At 69.2% G+C, this 21,711-nt stretch carries 16 protein-coding genes and 1 pseudogene; 8 read left to right on the plus strand and 9 right to left on the minus strand.

The features are described 5' to 3' along the window. Nucleotides 1-104: 104 nt before the first annotated feature. A complete protein-coding gene (locus AB0F44_RS25105) occupies nucleotides 105-1,760 on the minus strand; it encodes a CHAP domain-containing protein (protein WP_357359378.1) in 1,656 nt (551 codons plus the stop codon). A 201-nt stretch (nucleotides 1,761-1,961) separates the two neighbouring features. Here AB0F44_RS25105 and pepN point away from each other — a divergent pair, with 201 nt between their 5' ends. Both pepN and helR read left to right on the plus strand, forming a co-directional pair. After that, a complete protein-coding gene (gene pepN / locus AB0F44_RS25110) occupies nucleotides 1,962-4,505 on the plus strand; it encodes an aminopeptidase N (RefSeq protein WP_357359379.1) in 2,544 nt (847 codons plus the stop codon). A 197-nt stretch (nucleotides 4,506-4,702) separates the two neighbouring features. Continuing rightward, nucleotides 4,703-6,952 (plus strand): RNA polymerase recycling motor ATPase HelR, encoded by a 2,250-nt coding sequence (gene helR / locus AB0F44_RS25115; RefSeq protein WP_357359380.1) that lies wholly within the window; start codon nucleotides 4,703-4,705, stop codon nucleotides 6,950-6,952. Between the two features lie 23 nt (nucleotides 6,953-6,975). On the opposite strand, the gene AB0F44_RS25120 is transcribed toward helR, so the two are convergent. Further along, nucleotides 6,976-7,266: a hypothetical protein gene (locus AB0F44_RS25120; RefSeq protein ID WP_357359381.1), complete on the minus strand. Its 291-nt coding sequence runs from the start codon at nucleotides 7,264-7,266 to the stop codon at nucleotides 6,976-6,978. A 120-nt stretch (nucleotides 7,267-7,386) separates the two neighbouring features. Here AB0F44_RS25120 and AB0F44_RS25125 point away from each other — a divergent pair, with 120 nt between their 5' ends. Further along, a complete protein-coding gene (locus AB0F44_RS25125; RefSeq protein WP_357359382.1) occupies nucleotides 7,387-8,331 on the plus strand; it encodes a mechanosensitive ion channel family protein in 945 nt (314 codons plus the stop codon). Nucleotides 8,332-8,391: 60 nt separating this feature from the next. Here AB0F44_RS25125 and AB0F44_RS25130 read toward each other — a convergent pair whose 3' ends face one another. Beyond that, the gene (locus AB0F44_RS25130; RefSeq protein ID WP_357359383.1) at nucleotides 8,392-8,817 is read right to left on the minus strand and encodes an OsmC family peroxiredoxin; all 426 of its coding nucleotides are present in this window, start codon (nucleotides 8,815-8,817) and stop codon (nucleotides 8,392-8,394) included. Between the two features lie 86 nt (nucleotides 8,818-8,903). Between AB0F44_RS25130 and AB0F44_RS25135 the strand changes: the two genes are divergently transcribed. The 3 genes from AB0F44_RS25135 to AB0F44_RS25145 all read left to right on the plus strand — a co-directional run bounded on the left by AB0F44_RS25135 (nucleotide 8,904) and on the right by AB0F44_RS25145 (nucleotide 11,358). Then, nucleotides 8,904-9,275, plus strand: coding sequence for a globin (locus AB0F44_RS25135; RefSeq protein WP_160025142.1), 372 nt, complete (start codon nucleotides 8,904-8,906; stop codon nucleotides 9,273-9,275). A 63-nt stretch (nucleotides 9,276-9,338) separates the two neighbouring features. Next, complete coding sequence (locus AB0F44_RS25140; RefSeq protein WP_357359384.1) at nucleotides 9,339-10,697, plus strand: potassium transporter TrkG; 1,359 nt, start codon at nucleotides 9,339-9,341, stop codon at nucleotides 10,695-10,697. Next, nucleotides 10,690-11,358 (plus strand): TrkA family potassium uptake protein, encoded by a 669-nt coding sequence (locus tag AB0F44_RS25145; RefSeq protein ID WP_357359385.1) that lies wholly within the window; start codon nucleotides 10,690-10,692, stop codon nucleotides 11,356-11,358. Before AB0F44_RS25140 ends, AB0F44_RS25145 begins: the two co-directional genes overlap by 8 nt. A 4-nt stretch (nucleotides 11,359-11,362) precedes the next feature. On the opposite strand, the gene AB0F44_RS25150 is transcribed toward AB0F44_RS25145, so the two are convergent. The 6 genes and pseudogenes from AB0F44_RS25150 to AB0F44_RS25175 all read right to left on the minus strand — a co-directional run bounded on the left by AB0F44_RS25150 (nucleotide 11,363) and on the right by AB0F44_RS25175 (nucleotide 19,103). After that, nucleotides 11,363-12,049, minus strand: a complete 687-nt coding sequence (locus tag AB0F44_RS25150; protein ID WP_355226776.1) for a response regulator transcription factor — start codon at nucleotides 12,047-12,049, stop codon at nucleotides 11,363-11,365. A gap of 7 nt (nucleotides 12,050-12,056) precedes the next feature. Next, nucleotides 12,057-14,600 carry an ATP-binding protein gene (locus tag AB0F44_RS25155; protein ID WP_357359386.1) on the minus strand — a complete coding sequence of 848 codons (2,544 nt, stop codon included), beginning with the start codon at nucleotides 14,598-14,600 and terminating at the stop codon, nucleotides 12,057-12,059. A gap of 4 nt (nucleotides 14,601-14,604) precedes the next feature. Next, nucleotides 14,605-15,219, minus strand: a complete 615-nt coding sequence (kdpC, locus tag AB0F44_RS25160; RefSeq protein WP_357359387.1) for a potassium-transporting ATPase subunit KdpC — start codon at nucleotides 15,217-15,219, stop codon at nucleotides 14,605-14,607. 2 nt (nucleotides 15,220-15,221) lie between these two features. Next, a pseudogene (kdpB, locus tag AB0F44_RS25165) lies at nucleotides 15,222-17,137 on the minus strand (potassium-transporting ATPase subunit KdpB). Between the two features lie 152 nt (nucleotides 17,138-17,289). After that, nucleotides 17,290-18,954, minus strand: coding sequence for a potassium-transporting ATPase subunit KdpA (kdpA, locus tag AB0F44_RS25170; RefSeq protein WP_357359388.1), 1,665 nt, complete (start codon nucleotides 18,952-18,954; stop codon nucleotides 17,290-17,292). Then, on the minus strand, nucleotides 18,951-19,103 hold the full coding sequence (locus AB0F44_RS25175) for a hypothetical protein (protein WP_357359389.1): 153 nt from the start codon (nucleotides 19,101-19,103) through the stop codon (nucleotides 18,951-18,953). The genes kdpA and AB0F44_RS25175 overlap by 4 nt, the downstream gene beginning before the upstream one ends. A gap of 308 nt (nucleotides 19,104-19,411) precedes the next feature. Here AB0F44_RS25175 and corA point away from each other — a divergent pair, with 308 nt between their 5' ends. Together corA and AB0F44_RS25185 are read left to right on the plus strand one after the other, a co-directional pair. Next, nucleotides 19,412-20,548, plus strand: a complete 1,137-nt coding sequence (corA, locus tag AB0F44_RS25180) for a magnesium/cobalt transporter CorA (RefSeq protein ID WP_357359390.1) — start codon at nucleotides 19,412-19,414, stop codon at nucleotides 20,546-20,548. Between the two features lie 17 nt (nucleotides 20,549-20,565). Then, nucleotides 20,566-21,594, plus strand: coding sequence for a magnesium transporter CorA family protein (locus tag AB0F44_RS25185; RefSeq protein ID WP_357359391.1), 1,029 nt, complete (start codon nucleotides 20,566-20,568; stop codon nucleotides 21,592-21,594). The last annotated feature ends 117 nt before the right edge of the window (nucleotides 21,595-21,711 follow it).

Raw genomic sequence — 21,711 nt, forward strand, 5'->3', positions numbered from 1 at the left:
TGGGCGGCGGCGTCCACGGCACCGAGGATCTCCCGCGCCCGTTCCAGGTACGCAGATCGCTCCGGCCCACGGCCATGTGACGGTGACGCTTGCGGCCCGCCCGGTCAGTTGACCGTGGTGAAGTCACCCCCGCTGGCCCAGTAGGCGACCTCGTCGCCGCTGTAGGCGGCGGTGACGGCGTACTCGCCCGCGGGGAGCTTGACGAAGGTGACGCCGGCCTTCCCACCGCTGAGCGTCTTGGTGACCGTACGTCCGCCGTTGGTCGTGATCTTGACCGTCCCAGTCGGCTGGTAGCCCGGCGCGATGACCTCGACGGCCACCTTCGCCTCCCGTGAGCCGCCGGTCGCAGTGACCTTGACGCTCGGCTTGACGCGGACCCGGCCGCTGGGGCCGTACGTCTTGGTCAGCGTCCCGCTGCTGGACCGGGCGACCACGGTGACGCTGAGGCGGCGACCGACGTCGGCCTCGGTCGGACGGTACTTCTCGGTCGTCGCTCCGGAGATCGGCGTGCCTTCGCGCGTCCACTGGTAGGAGAGGTCGACCGCCTCGCTGAAGCCGCCCGGGTCGACCTGCATCAGGCCGCCGAGACGAGTCCCGCCCTTCACGAAGCCGGCCTCGGTCTGCGACAGCTCGCCACCGCTCGGCGGCTCCGCCGGCTGCTGCGGAGCCTTGCCACCGCCGACGAGCGTGCCTGCGAAGGCGTACGAGTTCTTCGGTCGGTAGCCCTCCTGGACACCGACGACGACCGCGCCGATCCTCTTCCCGGAGGCCGTTGCGGGCACTTTCAGGAAGCGGGACTTGGTGCGCGTGATCAGCTGCTTGTCGGCGTACCACCTGACCTCGCCGATCTTGGCCGACGGCTCGTAGTCGGCGCCGCCGACGGAGATCGTCGAGCCGACCTTCTGGGTGCCGCTGATCTTCGGCTGCGCCAGGACCTTGAACGTGCCCTGCTTGATCGGCGGCAGGATCTCGCTCATCGTCCTGGCCTCGCTGTAGTCCCGGCGGGTGCCGGTGAGCACCGCCGCGATCTGCTTGCCGGCGAGGTGGCCGGGGATGCGGAAGGTCTTGTTGGTCGCGCCCGGGATCGGCTTCTTGTCGACGATCCACTGGTAGCGGATCTTGTTCGGGTTCGGGCTCCACGAGCCGGTGTTGACCGTGACCGCCTTGCCGACCTGTGCGGTGCCCTCGACCGTGGGCCGCTTGGTGACCGAGAGGCGCTGGTCGTTGAAGTGGATGAAACCGCTCGGGTAGTTCACCGAGTCCTTGCCGATCCGGCGCCAGCTGATGTCGCTGCCGTAGTTCGACTCCGAGATCGTGATCGTGTCCGCGCCGACCTTCTCGACCATCGCGACGTGCCCGAAGCGGCTCGCGCTCGGGTGCGAGGAGTGCCACCAGGCGACGGAGCCGACGGTCGGCGTCCGGTTCGTCATCCGGCTCAGCGCGACGCCCCAGTTGGTGGCGTTGCCCTCACCCGACCAGGGGCGAGCGTTCGGCAGGCCGGTCTGGATCAGCTTGTACGCGACGTAGTTGGTGCAGTTGCGACCGGCGTACATCCGCCAGTACATGCTTCCCCACGCACTCTCGTAGCCGCCGGTGGAGTAGCCCTTGCTGCGGCAGTCCGAGAAGCCGGAGCAGAGCGTGATCGAGCCCGCGTGCGCCGGTGATGCCAACTTGGGGATGACTTGCACACCGAGGCCAACGAGCAGCAGAACCGCGCCGGTGACCAAGGTCCGGCGCAGCGCCCCGCCAGGCTTCCCCACCCGGCGCGACTCCTGTGAATACTGGTGTTTCTGTGACTTGAGGGGCACATGAGTACCCTAGGGAAAGTTGTCAACCATTGATACCGGTGTGTCGGAATTACAACACTGTATTTTTACTTTTCACGCTCAGCGACTCCCAAGAACGGGCAACAACGGCGATATAAATGTCTCGAAATCCGGGCGCAGTGAGAGGATCCAGCCATGCCTGGAACCAATCTGACGCGCGCCGAAGCCACCGCTAGGGCCGCACTACTCGACGTCCTCTCGTACGACATCGATCTCGACCTCACCACGGGTGCTGAGACCTTCGGTTCGACGACGACGATCACCTTCACCTCCACCGAGGCCGGAGCCTCGACCTTCGCCGATCTGGTCGGCGCGACGGTCCACGAGATCACGCTCAACGGCGTGGCGCTCGACCCCGCGGTGGCGTACCAGGACTCCCGGATTCTCCTCGACGGCCTCGCGGCCGAGAACGTGCTCGTCGTCAAGGCCGACTGCGCCTACTCCCACACCGGTGAGGGGCTGCACCGCTTCGTCGACCCCGCCGACGACCGCGTCTACCTCTACTCCCAGTTCGAGGTCCCCGACGCGCGCCGCGTCTACACCACCTTCGAGCAGCCCGACCTCAAGTCCGTCTTCACCTTCCACGTGACCGCTCCCCAGGGCTGGAAGGTCGTCTCCAACGCGGTCACGCCCGAGCCGAAGCCGCTGGGCGACGGCCGCGCGACCTGGGACTTCGAGCCCACCAAGAAGATGTCGACCTACATCACCGCGCTGATCGCCGGTGAGTACCACGAGGTCCAGGACGTCTACGAGGGCAAGTTCGGCACCATCCCGCTGGGTCACTACTGCCGCCAGTCGCTGGTCCCCCACCTCGACCGCGACGAGCTCGTGAAGATCACCAAGCAGGGCTTCGAGTTCTTCGAGGACGCGTTCGACTTCCCCTACCCCTTCGGGAAGTACGACCAGCTCTACGTGCCCGAATACAACATGGGTGCGATGGAGAACGCCGGCGCCGTGACGCTGCGCGACGAGTACCTGCCGCGCTCCAAGCAGCCGCGCTCCTTCTACGACTTCCGCGCCTCGGTGATCCTGCACGAGATGGCGCACATGTGGTTCGGCGACCTGGTCACCATGAAGTGGTGGGACGACTTGTGGCTCAACGAGTCGTTCGCCGAGTGGGCCTGCTACCACGCCCAGGCCAACGCGACCGAGTTCACCGACGCCTGGACCGGCTTCACCAACGCGCGCAAGCAGACCGGCTACCGCCAGGACCAGCTGCCCACGACCCACCCGATCGCCGCGGACAACTACGACCTGCAGGCCGTCGAGGTCAACTTCGACATGATCACCTACGCCAAGGGCGCCTCCGTCCTGAAGCAGCTCGTGGCGTGGGTCGGGCTCGAGCCGTTCCTGGAGGGGCTGAAGGCCTACTTCAAGGAGTTCGCCTACGGGAACTCCGAGTTCAAGGACCTGCTGCGCCACCTCGAGGCCGCCTCCGGGCGTGAGCTCCAGGGCTGGGCCCAGGAGTGGCTGCAGACCGCCGGCGTCAACACCCTCGCTCCCGAGTTCACGCTGGCCGAGGACGGTTCCTACGCCTCCTTCTCCGTCCGTCAGTCGGCGGCTGCCGACTACCCGACGCTCCGCCGCCACCGCATCGGCCTCGGCCTCTACGACCTGGTCGACGGCTCGCTGGTGCGCCGCGACGCGTTCGAGATCGACGTCACCGGTGAGCTGACCTCGGTTCCCCAGCTCGAAGGCGTCAAGCAGCCCGACCTGCTCCTCCTGAACGAGGGCGACCTGACGTACGCCAAGATCCGGCTCGACGAGCGCTCGCTGTCCACCGCGCTGTCGTCGCTGTCCGTGCTGGGCGACTCGCTCTCGCGCGCGCTGATCTGGGGTGCGGCCTGGGACATGACCCGCGACGCGGAGATGCGGGCGAGCGACTTCGTCGAGCTCGTGCTCGCCAACATCGGCCAGGAGACCGACGCCTGGGGCGTCACCCGGATCCCGGTCTTCGCCGCCCAGGCGGTGGGCTCGTTCTCGGCTCCGGCCAACCGCGACGCCCTCAAGGCCCGCTGGGAGAGCGGCCTCAGGGACCTGCTGGCGGCAGCCGCTCCGAGCAGCGACCACCAGCTGACCTTCGCCCGGACGTACGCCGCGGCAGCCCGCTCCGAGGCCGCCATCGCCGACCTTCAGGGTCTGCTCTCCGGCGACCTGGCCTTCGACGGTCTCGACATCGACCAGGACCTGCGCTGGGCGCTCGTCACCGGCCTGGCCGCCTCGGGCACCTTCGGTGAGACCGAGATCGCCGCCGAGCTCGAGCGCGACAACACCATCTCCGGCCAGGAGAAGGCAGCCGCCGCCCGCGCCGCGCAGCCGACCGCCGAGGCCAAGGAGGCCGCCTGGGAGTCGGTCGTCGTCCGCACCGACGTGGCCAACGAGACCGCCCGCTCGATCGTGCTCTCGTTCCAGCGTGGCGGGCAGGACGAGGTGCTCGCGCCTTTCGTCGACCGCTACTTCGAAGCCGCCGACACCCTCTGGGACCACCTCGGCACCCACCGCGCCTCGACGGTGCTGGAGTTCATCTTCCCCAAGCCGGCCGCCTCCCCCGAGCTCCTCGAGAAGGCCGACAAGTGGCTCGAGACCTCCCCCGCCGAGCCCGCCGCCAAGCGGTACGTCCGCGAGGGACGTGACGAGGTCGCTCGCGCCCTCGCCGCCCAGGAGCGCGACGCGCAGTAGCACCACACACGAAGGACCCCGGGAGCACGTGCTTCCGGGGTCCTTCGTATCTGCTCGAAAACCAAGAAAGAAGGGGAGATCTCCCCTTCCACTAACAACTTTATAGCGCATATAGGGGCTTGCCGCAAGGCCCCCGGCTTGGGGCAGAATCTCCTCCTCGAACAGGTAAAAGGCCTGATCAGACAGGGGATTCAACGTTGCAAGCATTCGATCTCGCGGGCCGTCACGACGCCAAGGCGGACCCGGCATTGATCGCTGAGGACGAGCAGCACTTCACTGCCATCGCGAAGAGCCTCGAGGAGCAGATCTCCGAGCTGAACGAACGGCTGGACGACGTACGCCGCCGACCGGGTGGGCATGGGCAGGAGGCGATGGACCGCGATCTGGAGGTGCACCGGATCGGTGGGCAGCTGCGGATGCTGCGCAGGTTCAGTCTGGATCTGTGCCTGGGGCGGATCGTCACGGAGTCGGGGCTCGATGGTCAGAGCCGGGCCATCTACATCGGGCGGCTCGGACTGACCGCCAGCGACGGGCAGCGGCTGCTGGTCGACTGGCGCTCGCCGGCCGCGGAGCCGTTCTTCGCGGCCACGCATGGCGACCCGCACGGGCTGCTGAGCCGGCGCCGCTACCGCTGGACCAACGGGCGGATCACCGACTACTGGGACGAGGTCTTCACCGCCGAGGGGCTCGAGGGGCATGCCGCGCTCGATGACCAGTCGGCCTTCATCGCCACGCTCGGCAGCAGCCGCTCGCCGCGGATGCGCGACGTGCTCGGCACCATCCAGGCCGACCAGGACGCCATCGTCCGAGCGTCCTCGCGGGGCGCCCTGGTCGTCGACGGCGGACCGGGGACGGGCAAGACCGTGGTGGCCCTGCACCGCACGGCGTACCTCCTCTACTCCGACCCGCGCCTGGGCGAGGGCAAGGGCGGGGTGTTGTTCGTGGGGCCGCACGAGCCGTATCTCTCCTATGTCGCGGACGTGCTGCCGAGCCTGGGCGAGGAGGGCGTACGCACCACCACGCTGCGCCGGATGGTGCCCGAGGGTGCCTCGCTGGCGCCGGAGATGGACGCGGAGGTCGCCCGGCTCAAGGCCGACGCCCGGATGGTCGCGGCGATCGAGCCGGCGGTGGCGCTCTACGAGAAGCCTCCGTCGAAGCCGACCCTGGTTGAGACGCCCTACGGCGACGCGGTGATCAGCACCGGCGACTGGGCCGAGGCGATCGCCGCGGCCGAGCAGGGTACGCCGCACAACGACGCCCGCGACCAGGTCTGGGAGGCGCTGCTGAGGATCGTGACCGAGAGGATCCAGGCGAACACCGGCGCCGACCCCGACCGCGACTATGACGCCGAGGCCGACCTCGACGACTGGGGCGACTCGGACCAGGAGGAGGACGAGTTCGACGCGTACGGCCTCGTCGATGAGGATTCGACCGACGCCCTGCGTGCCTCGCTGGAGACCAACGCCGGGCTGCTCGACGCCTTCGGCGAGGTCTGGCCGCGGCTGCGGACGGCCGACATCGTCGGGGACCTGTGGGAGGTGCCGGCGTTCCTGCGGATGTGCGCGCCATGGCTGACTCCCGAGGAGGTGAAGACGCTGCAGCGCGAGGACCCCCAAGCCTGGACCGAGGCGGACCTGCCGCTGCTCGATGCCGCCCATCGCCGGCTCGGCGACCCTGACGCCTCGCGGCGCCGGAGCGCCCAGAAGGCAGCCGCGGCCGCCGACCGGAAGGCGAAGGCGGCGGTCGTCTCGGACCTGATCAGTCACGACGACTCCGACATGAAGGTGATGTCGATGCTGCGCGGCCAGGACCTGCGCACCGCGCTCCTCGACGACTCGGTGCGGGAACCGGAGGAGCTCGACCCGTACGCCGGCCCGTTCGCGCACATCGTCGTCGACGAGGCGCAGGAGCTGACCGATGCCGAGTGGCAGATGCTGATCAGCCGCTGTCCCTCGCGCAGCTTCACGATCGTCGGCGACCGCGCCCAGGCGCGGCACGGGTTCACCGAGTCGTGGCAGGAGCGACTCGAGCGCGTCGGCCTGGACCGGATCGAGATGGCCGGCCTGAGCATCAACTACCGCACGCCCGAGGAGGTGATGACCGAGGCCGAGCCGGTCATCCGGGCGGCGCTTCCTGACGCCAACGTGCCCACGTCGATCCGTGCCTCCGGCCTCCCGGTGGTCCACGGCGCCGTCGCAGATCTCGACGTGATCCTGGACACCTGGCTCGCCGAGAACGAGGAGGGTGTCGCCTGTGTCATCGCCGCCGGCTCACCGGACATCAACGAAGGCCGCGTACGCCGGCTGAGCCCCGTGCACGCCAAGGGGCTCGAGTTCGACCTGGTCATCCTCATCGACCCCGAGACGTACGGGACCGGGATCGAGGGTGCCGTGGACCGCTACGTCGCGATGACGCGGGCGACCCAGCAGCTGGCCATTCTCACCTGAGACGGCCTCGACCGACCGGAAGGTCAGTGCGTCGCGGCGGGGAGGTTGTCGTCCTCGTCCTTGTGGGCCTTGGGCAGCAGCCCCTCGCCGCGGAAGACGCCGGGCAGGAGCACCAGAAGGGAGATGATCACCATCAGGATCACCGGGATGAGCAGGATGAGCAGGAGCAGACCGGAGGCGGTCATGTCCTCGGCGACCGGCCAGCCGTTGGGGACCTCGGCGCTGGCGGGGCCGGCGGTAGCAACAGAGGCGACGACGGCGGCGGAGGCGGAGGCGCCGAGGAGGCCGGCGCGGCGCAGGATCTGGTTGCTCACGGGGCAGATACTAACCGGCGTACGTCCTGGTTCTCATCTCTGCCCCTCGTCGCCGCGGCGGGAGTCGATGCCCTGCCGGGGATTGGCCGTCGACCTTGAACGGCTTGGATACTGGAACCCATGTCCATCCCCCCGAACCCCCCACTGATCTCGGTCTCCTGGTCGACGCTCGGCGAATGGGTGATCGGCATCCCCTTGCGTATCGCCGGCCTGATCCTGCTGGCGATCGTGCTCCGCTGGATACTGCACCGGGTGATCGACAAGGTCGTCGTCCGCGCCGTGGAGGCCCCCGGGCTGAGCGGCAAGATCACCAAGATGGCCGAGGGAGGCGATACCAGCGTCGCGTCATCGCGCCGTAGTCAGCGCGCCCAGGCGATCGGCTCACTGTTCAAGAGCGTCGTCACCGGCGTCATGGTCGCGATCTTCGCCACCATGATCCTGGACCAGCTCGGCATCAACATCGCCCCGATCATCGCCTCGGCCGGAATCGTCGGTCTGGCGCTCGGTTTCGGCGCCCAGTCGCTGGTGCGGGACTACCTGTCCGGCATCTTCATGATCATCGAGGACCAGTACGGCGTCGGTGACAGCATCGAGGTCAACAACATCAGCGGCACCGTCGAGGCCGTGACGCTGCGGATCACCCGGCTGCGCTCGCTCGACGGCACGGTCTGGTACATCCCCAACGGCGAGATCCTCACCGTCGGCAACCACAGCCAGAACTGGGCCCGCGCCGTCATCGACGTCGGCGTCGGCTACAACGAGGACCTCAACAAGGTGCAGCGCGTGCTGCGCGAGGTCTCCCACGACCTGTGGGTCGACGAGGACTTCAAGGGCCAGATCATCGAGGAGCCCGAGGTCACCGGCGTCGAGGCGCTGGCCGCCGACGCCATCACCGTGCGGGTGCTGATCAAGACGCTACCGCTCAAGCAGTGGGCGATCGCACGCGAGATGCGCCAGCGGATCAAGGCCCGTCTCGACTACGAGGGCATCGAGATGCCCTTCCCGCAGCGGGTCATCTGGCACCGCGAGGAGAAGGCCGCCGAGGAAGAGACGGCCAAGGCCTGAAGTACGCCTGACGTAACGCCGCCAGTGATGCCCCGGCTGAAGCCGGGGCATCACCACATTTCAGGCGAGGGCGGCGTCGAGGGTGATCGTGGTGCCGGTGAGAGCCTGGCTGACCGGGCAGCCGGCCTTGGCGGCCTCGGCGAGACGGACGAAGGCCTCGTTGTCGAGGCCGTCGACCACACCGCGGGTGGTCAGCTTGATGCCGGTGATGCCCTTGCCGGGGGTGAACTCGACCTCGGCGCTGGTCTGCAGGCTGGTCGGCGGGGTGCCGTTCTCGGCCAGGCCGTTGGAGAAGGCCATCGAGAAGCAGGAGGAGTGGGCGGCGGCGATGAGCTCCTCGGGGCTGGTCTTGCCTCCCGGCCCCTCCGTGCGGGCCGGCCACGAGACGTCGTAGGTCCCCAGGCCCGAGGAGTCGAGCGTCACCTTGCCGGCGCCCTCGAAGAGCGAGCCCTCCCAGACGGTGGTGGCGGTGCGGGTGGTGGCCATCGTTATCTCCCAAAGTTCGTGTGAGTGCGTACGCCCCCGATCCTGCCACGGCAGGCGAGCGCGGACCCGCGTGGAAGAATGGCTCAGTGACGTTTTATGAGGAGATCGGCGGGATGGACACCATCCGCACGATCGTGGCCAAGTTCTACGAGGGCGTGGCGACCGACGAGCTGATGCGGCCGATGTATCCCGAGGAGGATCTCGGTCCGGCGCAGGAGCGGCTGACGCTCTTCCTGGCTCAGTACTGGGGCGGCCCGACGACCTACTCCGAGCAGCGCGGCCACCCGCGGCTGCGGATGCGTCACGCCCCGTTCGAGGTCACCTCGGAGGCTCGTGATCGTTGGCTCCAGCACTTCCGCGAGGGCCTCGACGCCGCCGGGCTCACCCCCGAGCAGGACGCGCAGTTCTGGGCGTACGCCGAGCATGCGGCCAATTTCATGATCAACACTCCCAGCTGACCCTCCGGCGGGCCCGCTCGCCACGACCGCGCGCGCCGTGCCTCTAGAGTGGCGCCCGTGTCGATGAGCTCCCCTACCCGCCGGGCGCGCCGTCCGCGACCGCTGTTGCGCCATCCGGGCCAGGTGGTCGTCGTCGGGTTCGCGGTCGCGATCCTGATCGGCACGCTGCTCCTGATGCTTCCGGTGGCGCGCACCGAACCCGGCCACGCGCCGTTCCTGACCGCGTTGTTCACCTCGACCAGCGCGGTCTGCGTCACCGGTCTGGTCGTGGTCGACACCCCGACCTACTGGTCGACGTTCGGCGAGGTCACCATCCTCGGGCTGATCCAGGTCGGCGGGATCGGGATCATGACTCTCGCCTCGTTGCTGGCGCTGATCGTCTTCCGCCGCCTCGGGCTGCGCTTCCGGCTCACCGCCGCCGTGGAGCACACCAGCTCGGGACTCGGCGACGTACGCAGCGTGGTCAAAGGCGTGGTCGGGATCAGCCTGGTCATCGAGCTGATCATCGCGATACCGCTGACGCTGCGGTTCTGGCTCGGCTACGACTCCTCCCTCGCGCGGGCCGCCTACGACGGCGTCTTCCACTCGATCTCCGCCTTCAACAACGCCGGCTTCGCGCTGAGGTCCGACAACCTGATGGGCTACGTCGACGACCCCTGGATCTGTCTGCCCATCGTCGTCGCCGTGATCGCCGGCGGTCTCGGGTTCCCGGTGTGGCTGGAGCTGCTGCAGCGTACGAAGGTACGGATGTGGAGCCTCCACACGAAGATGACCGTCTCCGGCACCATCGGCCTGCTGCTCATCGGCACCGTGTTCTTCATCGCCACGGAGTGGCGCAACCCCGACACCCTCGGGGCGCTGAGCGCTCCCGGGAAGGTGCTGGCCGGCTTCTTCCAGAGCACCATGACGCGTACGGCCGGGTTCAACAGCCTCGACTACGAGCAGATGCACGAAGGCACCCTGCTCGGCGTGGACGTGCTGATGCTCATCGGCGGCGGGTCGGCGGGCACCGCGGGCGGCCTGAAGATCACCACGTTCATGCTGCTCTTCTTCGTCATCCTCGCCGAGGTGCGTGGCCAGGCCGAGGTGGAGGCGTTCGACCGGCGCATCGACCCGCGCGCCATCCGTCAGGCGCTCACGGTCGCGCTGCTCTCGGTCGGTTTCGTGGTCACTGGCACCATCGCCCTGCTCCATCTGGTCGAGGCACCCACCCATCAGGTGCTCTTCGAGGCGGTCTCGGCCTTCGCCACGGTGGGCCTGTCGGCCAACCTCACCTACGACGTTCCCTCGGGCGGTCAGCTCGTCCTTATCGCGATGATGTTCGTCGGCAGGATCGGCCCGATCACCCTCGTCTCCGCACTGGCGCTCCGCGACCGCGAGCGCCTCCACCGCTTCCCGGAAGGACGGCCTCTCATTGGCTAGGAAAGACAGCACCACCCACGGCGGCGTCGCTGTGCTCGGCCTCGGCCGGTTCGGCAGCGCACTCGCCCTGGAGCTGGTCGAGGAGGGCGAGGAGGTGCTCGCCGCCGACATGAACGCTCGGACGGTGCAGGAGCACGCCGGCCTGCTCACCCATGTGGTCGAGGCCGACACCACGAGCGAGGACGCGATGCGGGAGCTCGGCCTGAACGAGTTCGGCACCGTCGTCGTCAGCATCGGCACCGACATCGAGGCGAGCATCCTCACCGCCTCCGTCGCCGTCCACCTCGGCGTACGCAACGTCTGGGCGAAGGCGATCAGCGCACCGCACGCCCGGATCCTCACCCAGATCGGGGTCCACCGCGTCGTACGTCCCGAGCACGACATGGGGCAGCGCGTCGCCCATCTGGTCCGAGGACGGATGCTGGACTACATCGAGTTCGACGACGGGTACGTCTTCGTCAAGACCCGGCCGCCGGCCGCGCTGCACAACCGCAGCCTCACCGGCGTCGGCGTCCGCCAGAACTACGGCGTCACCGTCGTCGGGGTCAAACCCGCCGGAGGCAAGTTCACCTACACGACACCCGAGACCGTCATCCGCGCCGACGACGAGATCGTCGTCTCCGGGCCCCAGTACAAGGTCGAGGCCTTCGCACGGCTCTGACGGCTCACGCGCCCGGCTCGAGGGTGTAGCCGACGCCGGGCGTGGTGACCAGGAGGCGCGGGTGAGCCGGGTCGTCCTCGAGCTTGCGCCGCAGCTGCGCGGCATAGACGCGCAGGTAGTGGGTCTCCTTGGCGTACGCCGGCCCCCACACCTCGTTGAGGATCTGCTCACGTGTCACCAGCCTGCCGAGGTTGCGGGCCAGGAGCTCCAGGAACGACCACTCGGTCGGGGTGAGACGTACGTCCTCCCCCGACCTGTGGACCCGCTTGCGCGCGAAGTCGATCTCCAGGTCTCCGACCGTGACGACGGCGGCGGCAGGGGGTGCGGAGTCCTGCGAGCGCCGGACGGCCGCTCGCAGACGGGCCATCAGCTCGTTCATGGCGAACGGCTTGGTCACGTAGTCGTCGGCGCCGAGGTCGAGCGCCTCGACCTTGTCGTCGCCGTGCTGCCGGGCGGAGAGCACGACCACCGGCACCTGGGTCCAGCCGCGCAGCCCCTCGATGACCTCAGTCCCGTCCAGATCCGGCAGACCGAGGTCGAGGAGGACCACGTCGGGGTGGGTCGCGGCGGCCGCCGCGAGACCTGATCGGCCGTCGGCGGCGGTCTCGACCTCCCAGCCGGCCGCACGAAGGTTGATGGCGAGCGCACGCAGGAGGGCGGGCTCGTCGTCGATCACCAGCACCCGGCTCATCTCGCCGTCACTCCTGACCGGGAACGGCGCGGGGCACGGCCAGGACCATCGTCAGCCCGCCGCCGGGCGTGTCCTCGGCGGTGATCCTGACACCGAGCGTCTCGCTGAGCCCGCGCGCCACGGCCAGGCCGAGGCCCAACCCGCCCGGGGAGGTGTCGTCGAGACGCTGGAACGGCTCGAACATCCGCTCCCGCTGCGCCGCGGGCACACCGGGGCCACGATCCACGATCATCACCTCCACAGTCTCCGGGGTCACATGGGCGAGGACCCGCACCGGCTCGCCCTTGCCGTGCCCCTGACTGCTGGCGCGGACGGCGTTGCCGACCACGTTGGCGACCACCCGCTCCAGCAGGGCAGAGTCGGTGCGTACGAGGGGCGCGTCCTCACCCACCTCCAGGGCGACCGACCCGGGCGGCAGCCCGGCGATAGCCAGCGGCAACGACTCGTCCAGGCTCACGGTGCGGATGACCGGATGGACCAGATCGGCGTCCACCCGGGACAGATCGAGCAGGTCGTCGATGAGGGACTCGAGCTGCTCGGCGGACCCGGCCGCGGACTCGACCAGCTCCATCCGGTCGGACTCCGGGACCCGCCCACCGAGCAGGCCGTCGAGGGATGCCCGCATGGTGGCCAGCGGCGTACGCAGGTCGTGGGAGACGGCGCGGAGCAGCGAGGTCGAGGTCTGCTCCGCCTTCTCCAGCACGAGGGCGCGGTCGGCCTGGTCGCGCAGCCGGCGATACTCGAGCACCAACGAGGTCTGGACCGCGAACGCATCCAGGACCCGCTGGTCGGCCGCCCGGAGCGGCTCGCCGCGGAGGACGATCACATGGTCGTCGTCGACCCTCACCACCGTGTCGCCCGCCCCGGGCTCTCGCGCCGGGTCCTCGCCGACCGCGGCCAGCGCGTGCCACCCGGTGGCGCTCGAGCTCAGCAGCGCGACCGACCGCTGCCCGAAGCTCTCACGTACGCGATGAACGATCGCCTCCGCCGTGTCCTGACCGGTGAGGACCGACCTCGACAAAGCGCTCACCGTCGCCGCCTCGGCCCGCGCCCGGGCCGCCTCCTCCGAGCGCCGTGCCACTTGGTCGACGACCCCGGCGACCGCCAGCGCCATGGCCAGGAAGACCGCCAGGGCCAGGATGTTGTGCAGGCTCTGCACACGCAGCTCGAAGTACGGCTGGGTGAAGAAGAAGTTCAGCAGGCCGGCGCCGATCAGGGCGCCTACCGCCGACGCCCAGCGGCCACCGATGAGGGCCGCCGCGACGATCGCCCCGGTCATCAGCAGGCTCGCCACGGGCAGCTGGGCGTTGCGTTCGTCGGAGGGCACCAGAAAGAGACCGCCGAGGACGGCGAACGGCAGCACCACCGCGGCCAACCAGCCCGCCACGCGTCGGGAGCGGCCCAGCGCGGAGCGCGGCCGCCGCAGACGTACGCCTGCTCCGGCATGCTCGTGCGTCACCAGGTGTACGTCGATGCTGCCCGCGGCGATGGCGATCCGATCGCCCGTGCTGCCGGTGAACAGCCGCCGAACCCGGCCGTGCCGGGAGACACCGACGATGATCATCGTGGCGTTGGCGCCGACGGCGAAGTCCACGATCGCCGCGGCCGCGTCGTCGCCGATGACCGTGTGGAACGTCCCTCCCAGCGACCGGGTGAGCTCCTGGCTCCGGGGTACGTCGCTGCCCGCGGGCCGGGCCAGCCCGTCGGCAGAGATCACGTGCACGGCCAGGAGCTCTGATCCCTTGGCGCGCTGGCACAGCCGCGCCCCGCGCCTCAGCAGGGTCTCCGTCTCCGGCCCACCCGTCACCGCGACCACGATGCGCTCCTTGGTGGGCCACGGGTGCGCGATCTGGTGCTCGCGCCTGTAGTCGCCCAGAGCGTCGTCGACCCGGTCGGCCAACCACAGCAGGGCCAGCTCGCGCAGCGCGGTGAGGTTGCCGACCCGGAAGTAGGAGGTCAGTGAAGCATCGATGGTCTCGGGCTTGTAGACGTTGCCATGAGCCATCCGTCGCCGCAGCGCCTCCGGCGCCATGTCGACCAGATGGATCATGTCGGCGGTCCGCACCAGATCGTCGGGCACGGTCTCCCGCTGGCGTACGCCGGTGATCCGCTCGACCTCGTCGTTGAGCGACTCCAGGTGCTGGATGTTGACGGTGGTGATCACGTCGATCCCGGCCGCGCGGATCTGCTCGACGTCCTGGGCCCGTTTGGTGTGCCGGCTGCCGGGGACGTTGGTGTGCGCGAGCTCGTCGACGCAGACCACCTTAGGGTCGCGGGCGATCACCGCCTCCACGTCGAGCTCGGTGAAGGTCGTCCCGCGATAGTCGATCTCCCGGCGTGGGATCACCTCGAGCCCCTCGATCTGGCGCGCGGTGTTGCTGCGGTCGTGGGTCTCGACGAACCCGACCACCACATCGGTCCCCCGCGCCTGGCGCCGCTGCGCCTCGCCGAGCATGGCGTACGTCTTGCCGACGCCTGGCGCGGCTCCGAGATAGACGGTCAGACGACCCCGCTTCCGCGGGGACCGTCCGTCCGTTGACGTGGTCTGCACGTCCCTATTCAACCCTCTGCGCGCGCACCGCGATGTTGAGCTCGAGCACATTGACCCGCGGCTCACCGAGGATCCCGAAGGTCCGGCCGTCGGTGTGCTCGGCCACCAGCGCCGTCACCTCCTCCTCGGAGAGCCCGTTGGCGCGGGCCACCCGGGACACCTGGAGGGCTGCGTAAGCCGGTGAGATGTCCGGGTCGATGCCGGATGCGGAGGTGGTGACGGCGTCGGCGGGAACCTGGTCGACCGAGACGCCTTCGCGCGCGGCGATCTCGCGCTGGCGCTCCGTGATCGCCTTGACCAGGTCCGGGTCCTCCGGGCCGAGGTTGGAGCCGTAGGTGGACAGCGTGTCCCAGCCGTCGCCGGCCGCGCTGGGACGCGGGTAGAAGAGGCCCTCGTCGTCGTTGCCCTGCCCGATCAGGGCCGAGCCGACCGCCTCGGCGGGGTCGTTGGTGTGCGCACCGGACTCGGTGACCAGGGAGCCGTCGGCACGCCACCCGAAGGCGGCCTGGGCGACACCTGTGACGACGAGCGGGTAGACGATCCCGCACAGCAGGGTCGCGGCGACGAGCACACGGAGCCCGGCGAGGGAGTGGCGAAGAAGCGCATAGAGATCTGACATGTTCACAGTCCTGGGATGAGGGAGATGACGAGGTCGAGCAGCTTGATCCCGACGAACGGCACGATCAGGCCGCCGACCCCGTAGACCAGCAGGTTGCGGCGCAGCAGGGCCGAGGCCGAGGACGGCCGATAGCGGACGCCACGCAGCGCCAGCGGGATCAGCGCGACGATGATCAGCGCGTTGAAGACCACCGCGGAGACGATGGCCGACTCCGGTGAGGAGAGCCGCATGACATTGAGGACGTCCAGCGCGGGGAAGGCGCCGACGAACATCGCCGGCAGGATCGCGAAGTACTTCGCGACGTCGTTGGCCACCGAGAAGGTGGTCAGCGCGCCCCGGGTGATCAGCAGCTGCTTGCCGATCTCGACCACGTCGATCAGCTTGGTCGGGTCGGAGTCGAGGTCGACCATGTTGCCGGCCTCCTTGGCCGCAGTCGTCCCGGTGTTCATCGCGACACCGACGTCGGCCTGCGCGAGCGCGGGCGCGTCGTTGGTGCCGTCGCCGCACATCGCGACCATCCGACCCCCGCGCTGCTCCTTGCGGATCAGCGCCAGCTTGTCCTCCGGGGTCGCCTCGGCGAGGAAGTCGTCGACGCCCGCCTCCTTGGCGATCGCCGCTGCGGTGGCCGCGTTGTCGCCGGTGATCATCACCGTCTTGATGCCCATCGCGCGCAGCTCCTCGAACCGCTCGCGGATGCCGTCCTTGACGACGTCCTTGAGATGTACGACGCCCAGGACCCGCGCCGGGTCGCTGTTGCGGTGCTCGGCGACGACGAGCGGGGTGCCACCGGTCTCGGCGATCTCGGAGACGATCACCCCGGTCTCCGGGGGAACCTGCCCGCCGTTCTCCTTGACCCAGGCCGTCACCGCGGAGGCGGCGCCCTTGCGTACGCTCAGGCCGGGGCTGTCCAGGCCGGACATCCGGGTGGTGGCGGAGAACTCCACCATCGTGGCCTCCGCCGGCCCACCCATGGAACGGCCGACGAGCGTGAGGATGCTGCGGCCCTCCGGCGTCTGGTCGGAGAGGCTGGCCAGGACCGCGGCGTTCTCGGCACCGGTCAGGGTGACCCCGGTGACCGGGATGATCTCGTACGCCTGCCGGTTGCCGTACGTGATCGTGCCGGTCTTGTCGAGCAGGAGCACGTCGACGTCACCGGCCGCCTCGACGGCCCTTCCCGACATCGCCAGGACGTTGCGGCGTACGAGGCGGTCCATGCCGGCGATGCCGATGGCGCTCAGCAGCGCGCCGATGGTGGTCGGATCAGGCAGACCAGCAGCGCGGTCAGGACCAGCCAGGACTGGTGCGCGCCGGAGTAGTCCGCCAGGTAGTAGAGGCTCCAGCAGACGACCACGAAGATGGCGGTCAGGCTGGTCAGGAGCACGTTGAGCGCGATCTCGTTCGGCGTACGCTGCCGCTCCGAGCCCTCGACCAGCGCGATCATCCGGTCCACGAAGGAGTGGCCCGGGTCGGAGGTGATCCGGACGACGATCCGGTCCGAGAGGACCAGCGTGCCGCCCGTGACCGCTGACCGATCGCCGCCGGACTCGCGGATCACCGGAGCGGACTCGCCGGTCACCGCGCTCTCATCGACGCTCGCGACTCCCTCGATGACGTCGCCGTCACCGGGGATCCGCTCGCCGGCCTCGATCACGACGACGTCGCCGGCGCGCAGGTCGGTGGAGGCGACGAGCTCCTCGGCGCCACCGGCACCCCCACGCAGACGACGGGCGGTGGTCTCGGTCTGCAGGGAACGCAGGCTGGCCGCCTGGGCCTTGCCACGGCCCTCGGCGACCGACTCGGCGAGGGAACCGGAGACGACGGTGAGCCACAGCCAGGCGGTGACCAGCCAGCCCATCACCGACGGGTCGAGGACCGACATGACGGTCGTGGCGGCCGCACCGATCTCGACCACAAGCATGACCGGCGTCGCCACCAGCTTGCGGGGATCGAGCTTGCGCAGCGCACCAGGCACCGCCTCGGCGATCTGCTTGGCCGTGAGCACCGACGGTGCCGCCTCGACGTGGCTGGTGTGCTCGGTGTGTTCTTCAGGGGTACGTACGGGGGTCTGGGTCATGACAGGGACTCCACGATCGGGCCCAGCATGAGAGCCGGGACGAAGGTCAGGCCGACGACGACCAGCGCGACGCCGGTCAGCAGGCCTACGAAGAGCGGGCGGTGGGTGGGCAGGGTGCCGGCGTTGTCCGGCAGCCGGTTGGCGGTCGCGAACCGGCCCGCGAGGGCGAGCACGAAGACCATCGGGACGAACCGGCCGAGCAGCATCAGCATCCCGAGCAGCGTGTTCCAGAACGGGGTGCCCGAGGTGATGCCGGCGAAGGCGGAGCCGTTGTTGTTGGCGGCGCTGGTGACGGCGTACAGCGCCTCGGAGAGGCCGTGCGGGCCGTCGGTCGAGAGGCCGGCCAACCCTGCCGGAGCGGTCAGCGCGATCGCCGCGCCGACCAGCACCAGGATCGGCGTGGTCAGGATGTAGACCGCGACCAGCACCATCTCGTCACGGCTGATCTTCTTGCCGAGGTATTCAGGCGTACGTCCCACCATCAGGCCGCACAGGAAGACCGTGACCACGGCGAGCATGAGCACGCCGTAGAGACCGGAGCCGACACCGCCGGGTGCGATCTCGCCGAGCATCATCCCGAACATCGCGACGCCGCCACCGGGAGCGGTCAGGCTCTCGTGCATGCCGTTGACGGCACCGGTCGAGGTGCCGGTGGTGGCGGCGGCGAAGAGCGCCGTGGCGGCCTCGCCGAAGCGGGTCTCCTTGCCCTCCATCGCGGCTCCGGCGAGCTGCGGGGCGGTGCCGGGACCGGCCATCTCCGCCCAGGTCAGCAGGGTGATGCCGACGGTGAGGAGAGTGCCCATCGTGGCCACCACCGCGCCTCCTTGGCGCTTGTCCTTGACGATCAGGCCGAAGGCCCAGGCCATCGAGAACGGCAGCACGAGGATCGCCCAGATCTCGAGCAGGTTGGTGAACGGGTTGGGGTTCTCGAAGGGGTGGGCGGAGTTGACGTTGTAGAAGCCACCGCCGTTGGTGCCGAGCTCCTTGATCGCCTCCTGGCTGGCGACCGGGCCACCGGTGAGCGGCTGGGTGCCGCCGGTCAGCGTGGTCATCTCGTGCACGGAGTGCAGGTTCTGCACCGCCCCGGCCGCGACCAGGACGATCGCGACCACGAACGCCGCCGGCAGCAGGACCCGGACCGTCGTACGCACCAGGTCGACCCAGAAGTTGCCGATCCGTCCCTGGTTGCGGGTGCGGGCGAGCCCGCGCGCGAAGGCCGCAGCGACGGAGAGGCCGACCGCGGCGGAGACGAAGTTCTGCACCGCGAGCCCGGCCATCTGGATCAGGTGGCCGGTGGCCGCCTCGCCGGAGTACCACTGCCAGTTGGTGTTGGTCACGAACGAGACTGCGGTGTTCCAGGCCCCGTCGCTGGGCAGCGGGTCGAAGCCGCCATCGAGCGGCAGCAGGTTCTGTAGGCGGCCGAAGGCGAACAGGAACAGGATCCCGGCCAGCGAGAAGCCCAGCGCCGACATCGCGTAGGAGCGCCAGTGCTGGTCGGCCTCGGCGTCGACCTTGAGCGCCCGGTACGCCACGGCCTCGGCCCGCAGGTGCTTCGGGCTGGTGTAGATGTGGGCGAGATAGCGGCCGAAGAGAGGGACCGCGAGGGCCAGCACTGCGATCAGGACGACGATCTGCAGGACGGCGGCGGTGACGGAGCTCATCGGCTCACCGCCCGCGGCTCGGTCTCGGTGGGGGCGGCGCCGGTGTCGATGTCGGAGGGCTGGCCCAACCGTCGGTCGATGACTCCGACCAGCGCGGCGAGCCCTGCGAAGGACACCAGCGTGATGAGGATGTAGACGAGATCTAGCACGACTCCATTGCAGCCCCGCCCGAGGCCGGTGAGGGCCGGCCTTGACGGTTCCCTGACGGCGTACGCCTCGCGATTGACGCATCCTTGACCGGGTGTCACTACCATGTCCGGGTGCGGACGTGGCTCCGCGCGGACATACAGGCATTCGGTTGCTATCGCGAGCGAGGGAAGAGGAGGTGGCTGAGATGGACGGCCAACCTCCGAGTACCACCTCGCCCTGACCGGTCCGGCCCACCTGGAGAGCGTGCCGGGCTGGTGCGTCGCGTTCCCGCGTCGCGATCCCGCTCGCATCATCACCGGAGGCCATCATGTCCGAGCACCCGTTCCTGCGCCCCTTCACCAAGCAGCGCCGTTCCGACCCGCCGACGATTCCGCCGCTGCATGGCGGAGGCGGCCGGTCCTCGAAGCCTGAGCCTGCGACTCGCGGCAGCATGATCGACAGCGCCGTCTACGTCGGCGGCGACCGGGTCGACTCGCCCTCGACCCTGGCCGAGACGTACCGCTCGCTCCACGACCACGACGACGCGATGGCCTGGATCGGTCTCTACCAGCCCAACCAGCACGAGCTGGCCTCGCTGGCCGAGGAGTTCGGCCTGCACGAGCTCGCCGTGGAGGACGCGATCCTGGCTCACCAGCGACCGAAGATCGAGCGCTACGACGAGACGCTGTTCGTGGTGCTGCGGGCAGCCTGGTACGTCGACGAGACGGAGGACATCGACTTCGGTGAGCTGCACCTCTTCGTCGGCCCCGACTTCGTGCTCACCGTCCGCCACGGCACCCAGCCCGACCTCTCGCCGGTCCGGCGCCGGATGGAGAGCAACCCCGATCTGCTCCGGCTCGGCCCGGAGGCGGTGCTGTACGCCATCCTCGACCGCGTCGTCGACGGCTACGCGCCGGTCGTGGCCGGACTCGCCAACGACATCGACGAGATCGAGACCGAGATGTTCCGCGGCGACACCCAGGTCTCCCGCCGCATCTACGAGCTCTCCCGCGAGGTGGTCGAGTTCCAGCGGGCGACCCGGCCCCTGCTGGGCGTCGTACGCTCCCTGGCCGCCGGGTTCTCCAAGTACCGCACCGACGAGGAGCTCCAGCGCTACCTGCGCGACGTCGAGGACCACGTGATCGGGACCGTCGAGCAGATCGACGAGTTCCGCAACCTGCTGCGCGACATCCTGACCGTCAACGCCACCCTCGTCGCCCAGCAGCAGAACGAGGAGATGAAGGCGCTCAGCGAGCTCAGCGTGCAGCAGAACGACGAGGTCAAGAAGATCTCCGGCTGGGCGGCGATCCTGTTCGCTCCGACGCTGGTCGGCACGGTCTACGGGATGAACTTCGACTTCATGCCCGAGCTGCAATGGCGCTACGGATACTTCATGGCGCTCGGGCTGATGCTGACTGTCAACGTCGTCCTCTATATCCTCTTCCGCCGCCGCAACTGGATCTGAGAAGAGGCCCCCCACACATGATCGTCTACGCACTACGCCCGACCGGGCTCACCGAGCACGTCCCGAAGGAGGTCCCCGATCTGCTCGACGAGCCGGACACCGTGGTGTGGATCGACGTACCGCAGTGCGACGAGGAGGCGTCCGAGCAGCTCGGAGAGTGGTTTCCCTTCCACACGCTCGCGCTGGGCGACTGCATGGCCCGCAACCACATCTCGAAGTTCCACTTCTACGAGGACCACGTCTTCACGGTGCTGCACGCCCCGAAGCTCGGGACCGGCGGGCACGTGCACTACGTCGAGCTCGACCAGTTCATCGGCGCGAACTACCTGGTCACCGTGCACGGGCCGGTCAACCCGGTCGTCGCCCCCGAGGTGGCGCACATCGACACCGACCGCGTGCGGCAGCGGATCCTGAAGGGCGACGTCGCCCTGCGTACGTCCTGGGACCTGTCCTACGCCATCGCCTCGTCGATGATCCGCCGCGAGACACAGCTCGTCGCCGACCTGGCCCGCGAGTCCGGGCGGATCGAGCAGCAGGTCACCGATGACGACCCCGACGACGATCCGGCGACGTTGCTGGAGGACCTGTTCCAGGTCGGTCACGCGCTGCTGACCGTACGCACCATCGCCACGCACAGCGCGGAGACGTGTCGCGCGCTGGCGAGACGCGGGACCGGGCCGGTCGCCGGCCTGGCGGCCCGAGCGGCCGAGCTGGCCGACCGGTTCGACATGGTGCGCACGATGGCCGACGGGCAGGGCGAGTTCGTCCGCGGAGTGATCGACTTCTATCAGGCTCGCACCAGCACTCACCTGGCGCTGGCCACCGAGGAGCTGGCCGCGACCTCGGTGCGGCAGAACGACGACATGCGCCGGATCTCGGCGTGGGTGGCCATCATCGCCGCGCCCACCCTGGTCACCGGCTTCTTCGGACAGAACGTCCCCTACCCCGGGTTCGGTCAGCTCAGCGGCTTCATCGTCTCGAGCGGCATCATCGTGGTCGCCGCCATCGTCCTGTACGTGCTGCTCAAGGCCCGACGCTGGCTGTGACCCGATGGGGGCCGGGTCATGAAACGCTGACAAAGGTCCCGCTTCTCGACAACTGACGTAAGCACTGGGAGGCTACTGGACTCAAGCAGAACATTTAGTTGACCAGAGCGCTCTCGG

This window comes from Nocardioides sp. NPDC023903, from assembly GCF_040639295.1.
GTDB lineage: Bacteria > Actinomycetota > Actinomycetes > Propionibacteriales > Nocardioidaceae > Nocardioides.